Genomic DNA, 7,014 nt, shown 5'->3' on the forward strand with positions numbered 1-7,014 from the left:
CACTGATGTCCACCCTGTTTCTTACCATGTCATTGTTTGGCTAATACATAAAATTTAAGGGCAGAGGAAAAATCCTCTGCCCTTGTTTTATATGCGTTTATGAGGCAATATTGCTTTAAGAGCCTGCCTTAAGATGATGTTTCTCGGCAAAGCCGGTAAGGATTAAGGTAAGCGCGCCGTCACCGGTGACGTTGCACGCGGTGCCAAAGCTATCCTGCAGAGCAAAAATGGTGAGCATCAACGCGGTGCCGGTTTCATCAAAGCCAAGCACGCTGATGATAAGCCCCAGCGACGCCATAACCGTGCCGCCCGGCACGCCGGGTGCGCCAATGGCGAAGATACCGAGCAGTAGGATAAACACCACCATTGAGGTGACACTTGGGAGCTTGCCGTACAATATTTGTGATACCGTCATAACAAAGAAGGTTTCGGTGAGCACCGAGCCGCATAGGTGAATGTTTGCAAACAGCGGAATACCAAAATCGATGATGTCGGGGCGCAACACGTCGGATTTACGGGCGCTGGTGAGCGCAACAGGCAGGGTTGCTGCCGACGACATAGTGCCAACCGCAGTAAGGTAAGCCGGACCGTAGTGTTTGAACACACGTGCCGGGTTTTTGCCCGAATATGCACCCGCAACACCGTACAGCAAAGCCATCCATAGGAAGTGCCCCACAATTACAATTAGGATAACGCTGAGGAACACCGGTACCTGCTTGGTGATCGAGCCCTCATACGCGAGGGTTGCAAAGGTGGTGCCGATGAATACAGGCAGAATTGGAATTACGATTTTAGAGACAACCGCAAGCACGATATCCTGGAACTGATCGAGCAGCTTTTCAAACATATCCGCTTTTGTCCATGCGGTAGCAAGCCCAAGTACGATCGAGAGCAGCAACGCGCTCATAACCGACATCACAGGCGGAATTTGCAGGTCAAAAATCAATTTAGGCAATTCGCGCAGCCCCTCTGCCGCCGTGCTAATCGTAAGATGCGGAATAATACTGTACCCCGCCACAGCCGAAAGCGTTGCCGCGCCCACCGACGAAACATACGCTAGTAAAATGGCAAGCGTCAGCAGCTTGGAGGCATTACTTTTCAGCTTTGCAATTGACGGTGCAATAAAACCAATGATGATGAGCGGCACGATAAAGAAGATGATTTGGCTGAGTACCGATTTTACCGTTACAATCAGGTTCATCAGCCAAAATGGGCTGTAGATCCCTATGAACGCACCGAGGAACACACCGACGAGCAGCTTGAAAATTAGGCTATTGAGTACCTTTTTCATTGACAAGACCCTCCTGTTGTTTTTAGATAAGCTCTAATATCATATGCAGAAACAAAAGCCCTACAGCAAACAAAATAATAGGACGAATAAATTTTTCGCCCTTTGTAACGGCGAGACGTGCACCCAAGTAGTTGCCCGCAATGGCGCAAAATGCCGCGGGAATGCCAACCAGATAGAGCACCTTGCCGTTTGCGATATAAGCCACCAGCGCCGCCACATTAGACGCAAGGTTCACCACCCGCGCGTTGCCCGACGCATTGATGAGCGAAAACCCCAGCAGCCCGGTAAATGCAAGTGTTAAAAAAGTACCTGTACCCGGGCCAAAAAAGCCGTCGTACGCGCCAATTACCAAACCAATTGCAAAGGCGGCAAAGTAAAGCACTTTGCCCGCCAGCATACGTTCTGGTTTTGCAGTGCCAAAGTTACGATTGAACAGCAGAAAAACAGCTACAACGGGCAATATTATAAGCAAACTATACTTTAAGTATTTTTCATCGAGGTACACCACAAGCTGCGCACCGCACCACGAGCCAATCAGTGCACCTACCACTGAGCACGCCGCCGACCGATACTCAATACAACCACTGCGTGCGTACTTCACCGTGGCAATAAGTGTGCCAAAGCTCGAACCAAACTTGTTGGTTCCGTACGCCAAATGCACCGGCAGCCCTGCGAACAAATATGCAGGCAGTGTAATAATACCGCCTCCGCCCGCAATTGAGTCTACAATGCCCGCCACAAAAACCAGCGGACACACAATCAACAGCGTTAATCCGTAAGATTCCATCGGAACCCCCTCCTCAAACACAGATAAACGCATCATACCATATCTTTATCGGAATTGCGATACCTCCACCTGCGGGTAAACCATTTCCAGCTCCTGCTGCCGCGGTGGGTTGGTGCCGTCAATCATCACCGAGGCAGTGCCAAAGCTTGCCGCAACACGCACGCACTCTTCTATCGTTTTGCCGCTGTGATAGGCCAGTAAAAAGCCTGAAAGGGTACTGTCGCCCGCACCAACAGTGGATTTTACATGCACCTGTGGCACCTTTGCGTGCAGAATGCGGTACTCTGATTGTTCGCCGCCCGAGTAGAGCACGCCATCACCGCCCATGCTCAACAGGAGATGCTGTACGCCGTTTTGATGAAAACGCTGAAAGACTTTTGCAATCTTTTCATGGGTATCCAGCGTTTCGCCTGTCATCAGTTCAAGCTCCTCAAGATTCGGCTTGATGATCCACGGGCGAATTGCGCAGATGTCCTGCTCCTTCACCGAGCTGGTATCCACCGCCAAGGTCGCACCCAGGCTTTCTATGTAGGTGCACAGCTCCACAAACGCCGCTTCATTTAGCCCCACAGGGTTTTTGCCCGCCACCACCGCCAGTGTGCCGGGGGTAATCATGGTAGCAAGCCGCGCTTTTATTTCCTCTATCTGTGCACTGTGTACCGTAAAGCCGGGGCGTGCAAGCCGAATCAGTTTATCATCGGGCAGCACAAGGCTGATGTTCTCGCGAATTTCACCCTCTAAAAATACGGTATCGTAATCAATGCCATCGGCATCGAGGCGTTCAAAGTATTTGTGGCGGTTGCTCTCCCCCGCCAGAATCAGTGTTTTGCAATGGCAATCAAAGGCTTTCAGCACACGTGCCACATTTACCGCTTTGCCTGCCGCCTCGCATTGCTCCCCAAGCACTTGATTGTACTCCCGCTCCAAACCATCCACCCACAAGGTGGTGTCCAATGCAGGGTTCAGCGACAACGCCACAAAACGTTCTATCTTCATCCAGCTAGCCTCATCTTTTCGTCATATTCTATTTCTTATTATATGGGTTTCTGCCGCCAATATCAACCAAATGGCAGAAAAAGGGGAGCGGAACAATTCCGCCCCCCACTTACAGGTGTGCTCTACTTCTTATCTTCCAACTCAAGCGGCTCCAGATTGCCGCTTTCGTAGCGCTTGTTAAGCTTTACCACTACCCCCGAAAGCGCCAGAACGCCGATTAGGTTGGGGATGACCATAAGCGCGTTGAACATATCGGACATATCCCATACCAGAGAGACCTTCATCATTGAGCCCAGAATAACAAATACGATAACGAGCAAGGAGTAAAATTTAACCGCCTTTTTACCGAACAGGTATTTCACATTCACTTCGCCAAAAAAGTACCAACCAACGATGGTGGAAAAGGCGAAGAACAGCATACAAATGGCAATAAAAATGTTGCCCGCACTGCCAAACACCGAGTTAAACGCATTTTGCGCCAGAGCTGCACCGGTGGCACCGGTTGAAAGAGCACCGGTGGAGATAATAACCAGTGCGGTCATGGTGAGCACGATAAAGGTATCGATAAACACACCGATCATAGCCACAACGCCCTGCTCACAGGGGTGCTTCACCTTCGCCATTGCATGGGCATGCGGGGTAGAACCCATGCCCGCCTCGTTGGAGAACAAACCGCGCGCCACGCCAAGACGAACCGCCTTTTGTACCGTAGCACCGATAACACCGCCCGCCATTGCCTGCGGATTAAATGCCAGTACAAAAATTTGTGCGAACGCATTGCCGATGTTTCTCCAGTTTACCGCCAGAACTGCCAGTGAACCAAGCACATACAAAACTGCCATGATCGGTACAATTTTTTCGGTAACCGATGCAATACGCTTTGCACCGCCAATAAAAATAAATGCCGCAATTGCAGCTACACAAATACCAACAATTAGGGGGTTGATGCCAAATGCGATGTAAAAAGCATCTCCAATGGAGTTGGACTGCACCATATTACCCATAAAGCCAAGTGCAAGAATGATGGCAACCGAGAAAAAGCCTGCTAAGAATTTGCCGAATTTGCCTTTAAATTTTGCTTTTATGTAGTACACAGGCCCGCCGGTAATTTCACCGTCCACACGGGTTTTAAACTGCTGTGCCAGTGTTGCCTCAGAATAGATGGTAGCCATGCCAAAAAACGCGGACACCCACATCCATAAAATTGCGCCCGGCCCGCCGGATGCAATTGCGGTAGCCGCACCCGCGATATTGCCGGTACCCACCTGTGCCGCAACGGCGGTTGCCAGCGACTGGAAAGAGCTCATTCCGTCTTCATTTGCTTTATCTCCGCGCAGCTTAATGTTGCCGAAAACAGCTTTCATGCCCTGCTTAAACTTTCTTACCTGCACAAAACGCAGGCGCACTGTGAAATAGATACCTGTGCCGCAAAGCAGGAACAGCAATGCGAAATCCCACAAAAAGCCGTTGACCACCTTGACTATGTTTGCGATTACCTCCAAACAAAACACTCCTTAAAAATAGTGCCGCCGACCTTTGACCTCGTACGGCGTACAACTGTTTCTGTACCGTGTTATTATAGCAAAAAAAAGACGGTTGCACAAGGCAAAACCGTCTTTTTTCCAAAAACATTTATTCATTTTTGTTCTTCCTGCCGGCTGTCAAGCACCTGCTGTGCCAAACAAAGCAGGTCATCGTAGGTGCAGAGCGTACCAGCCTGCCTGCGGAAGCCTGCCGCACCGCGCACCCCTGTTAGGTACCATGCCGCATGCTTTCGCGCCTCGCGCATGGCAACCCGCTCAGTTTTGTACTCGCAGGCAAGGCGAATCTGCTCCAGCATTACCTCAGTTTTCTCCTCCAGTGTCGGCGGAGGGAGGACAGTTCCATCCTTGAAAAATGCGTCGATCTGGGCAAACACCCAAGGGTTACCCAATGCCCCCCTGCCAATCATAATAAGGTCAGCACCCGTACGCTCGTACATCTCCACCGCGCTTTGCACATCCACCACATCGCCATTGGCGATTACAGGGATAGAGGTGACCGCTCGCTTTACCGCCGCAATGATATCGATATCAACAGGCGGCGCATACATCTGTTCGCGAGTGCGCCCGTGCACGGTAATTGCCGCCGCGCCGTTTTGCTCTGCAATTTTGCCGAATTCTATCGCATTTACACAGTCGTCGTTCCAGCCCTTGCGAAACTTCACGGTCACGGGTATATCCACCGCATTTACCACCGCTTTTGTAATCTCCCCCGCAAGCTTGGGGTTCTTCATCAGTGCGCTGCCGCCGCCGTTACCCGCAATTTTGGGCGCGGGGCAGCCCATGTTGATGTCGATAATATCGGGTTTGTAGCTCATCGCAAGCTCTGCCGCCTGCGCCATAGTGAGCGGATCGTCACCGAACAGCTGCACCCCAATGGGGCGCTCTGCGTCCGACACAACCAGCAGCTCTGCTGATTTTTTGCTTTGAAAGGTAAGCCCCTTGCTGCTCACCATCTCACCCACCACATAACACGCGCCAAAGCGCTTGCACACCTCGCGAAATGCGCGGTCTGCGGTGCCTGCCATCGGCGCGAGAGCGGCAGTGCGTTTTATTTCAATGTTGCCTATTTTTAACGTTTGGTTCATGTTCCCTATCCCTTTACTTTTGTTTACCCCGCGACATGCCTATTGTTCCAGCGCGTACAGTACTGCACTTTTTGCATGGATTTCGGTTGTATCGTACAGCGGAGCCGCTGTATCGCCGTTTTGAATCAGCATACCAATCTCGGTGCACCCCAGAATTACACCCTGTGCCCCTTGTTCGGTCAACTTATCCACCACTTTCAGGAAACCTGCTTTTGACTCTGCCGATAGAATACCCAAACACAGCTCATGGTAGATTACATCATTAACGAAGGCTCTGTCCTGCTCATTGGGGATGAGCACCTCGATGTTCTGCTGAATCAATTTGCTTTTGTAAAAATCCTGCTCCATGGTGTATCTCGTGCCGAGCAGCGCCACGCGGGCGATACCATTTTGCAGCAGTTGGCGGGCAGTCACCTCTGCAATGTGCAGAATGGGTATCGAAATGCTTTTCTCAATCTCACCGGCGACCTTGTGCATGGTATTGGTGCAGATGACAATAAAATCTGCGCCTGCTTTTTCCAGGCTTTGCGCCGCCTGCGAAAGAATGATCGCGCTTTTATCCCAGTCGCCTCGTGCCTGGCACTCTTCAATTTCCTGAAAATCCACACTGTATAAAATGCATTTTGCCGAGTGCAGCCCGCCGAGCTCTTCTTTTACCGTACGATTGATAATTTGGTAATACCCTACCGTGCTCTCCCAGCTCATTCCGCCGATCAAACCTATCGTTTTCATCTGCCTGCTCCTTTGCGTCATAGAATACTGTCTGCCCCTTATTTTAACAAATCCAAAACAATTTCACAATGTTTTGTGGTATACTTATTATAGAATAATAACAGATTATGTTTTAATCTTATTTTATGGAAATTAAAAGAGGAATCTATTATGAAAATGCTTGCAGTCGACGGAAATTCGATTTTAAACCGCGCCTTTTATGGCATAAAGCTGCTCTCCACCAAAGACGGCACCTACACCAACGCAATCTACGGCTTTTTGAGCATTCTGCTGAAAATTACGTCCGACGTGCAGCCGGACGCTGTTGCCATTGCGTTTGATATGCGTGCACCTACCTTTCGTCACAAGCGCTACGAAAGCTACAAGGCACAGCGCAAGGGCATGCCCGAGGAGCTCGCCCAGCAGATGCCGATTTTGAAAGAGCTGCTCGGTTACCTCGGTTACACACTGGTACAGCTTGAGGGCTACGAGGCAGACGATATTCTTGGAACGCTTGCCGCTACCTGCACCAAAAACAAAAATGAATGCGTCATTGCTACAGGAGATAAGGACAGCCTGCAGCTGATTGGCGACTACGTC

Annotated in this window: 7 protein-coding genes; 1 reads left to right on the forward strand and 6 read right to left on the reverse strand. The window is 50.4% G+C overall.

Going from position 1 to position 7,014, the window contains the following annotated elements:
* Positions 1-115: 115 nt before the first annotated feature.
* The 6 genes from RTV33_RS10605 to RTV33_RS10630 form a co-directional block, all read right to left on the reverse strand.
* Positions 116-1,291 (reverse strand): dicarboxylate/amino acid:cation symporter, encoded by a 1,176-nt coding sequence (locus tag RTV33_RS10605; RefSeq protein ID WP_312644101.1) that lies wholly within the window; start codon positions 1,289-1,291, stop codon positions 116-118.
* A gap of 22 nt (positions 1,292-1,313) precedes the next feature.
* The gene (locus RTV33_RS10610; protein ID WP_312644103.1) at positions 1,314-2,078 is read right to left on the reverse strand and encodes a TSUP family transporter; all 765 of its coding nucleotides are present in this window, start codon (positions 2,076-2,078) and stop codon (positions 1,314-1,316) included.
* Positions 2,079-2,123: 45 nt separating this feature from the next.
* The gene (locus RTV33_RS10615) at positions 2,124-3,074 is read right to left on the reverse strand and encodes a hexose kinase (RefSeq protein WP_312644105.1); all 951 of its coding nucleotides are present in this window, start codon (positions 3,072-3,074) and stop codon (positions 2,124-2,126) included.
* A gap of 122 nt (positions 3,075-3,196) precedes the next feature.
* Positions 3,197-4,576, reverse strand: coding sequence for a sodium:alanine symporter family protein (locus RTV33_RS10620; protein WP_312644106.1), 1,380 nt, complete (start codon positions 4,574-4,576; stop codon positions 3,197-3,199).
* A 134-nt stretch (positions 4,577-4,710) separates the two neighbouring features.
* Positions 4,711-5,703, reverse strand: a complete 993-nt coding sequence (gene dusB / locus RTV33_RS10625) for a tRNA dihydrouridine synthase DusB (protein WP_312644108.1) — start codon at positions 5,701-5,703, stop codon at positions 4,711-4,713.
* Between the two features lie 39 nt (positions 5,704-5,742).
* The gene (locus RTV33_RS10630) at positions 5,743-6,435 is read right to left on the reverse strand and encodes an aspartate/glutamate racemase family protein (RefSeq protein ID WP_312644110.1); all 693 of its coding nucleotides are present in this window, start codon (positions 6,433-6,435) and stop codon (positions 5,743-5,745) included.
* 150 nt (positions 6,436-6,585) lie between these two features.
* Between RTV33_RS10630 and RTV33_RS10635 the strand changes: the two genes are divergently transcribed.
* On the forward strand, positions 6,586-7,014 hold a 429-nt coding region (locus RTV33_RS10635; protein ID WP_396327340.1), incomplete at its 3' end, for a PIN domain-containing protein.

This window comes from Hydrogenoanaerobacterium sp. (assembly GCF_032017025.1).
Classification (GTDB): domain Bacteria; phylum Bacillota; class Clostridia; order Oscillospirales; family Ruminococcaceae; genus Hydrogenoanaerobacterium.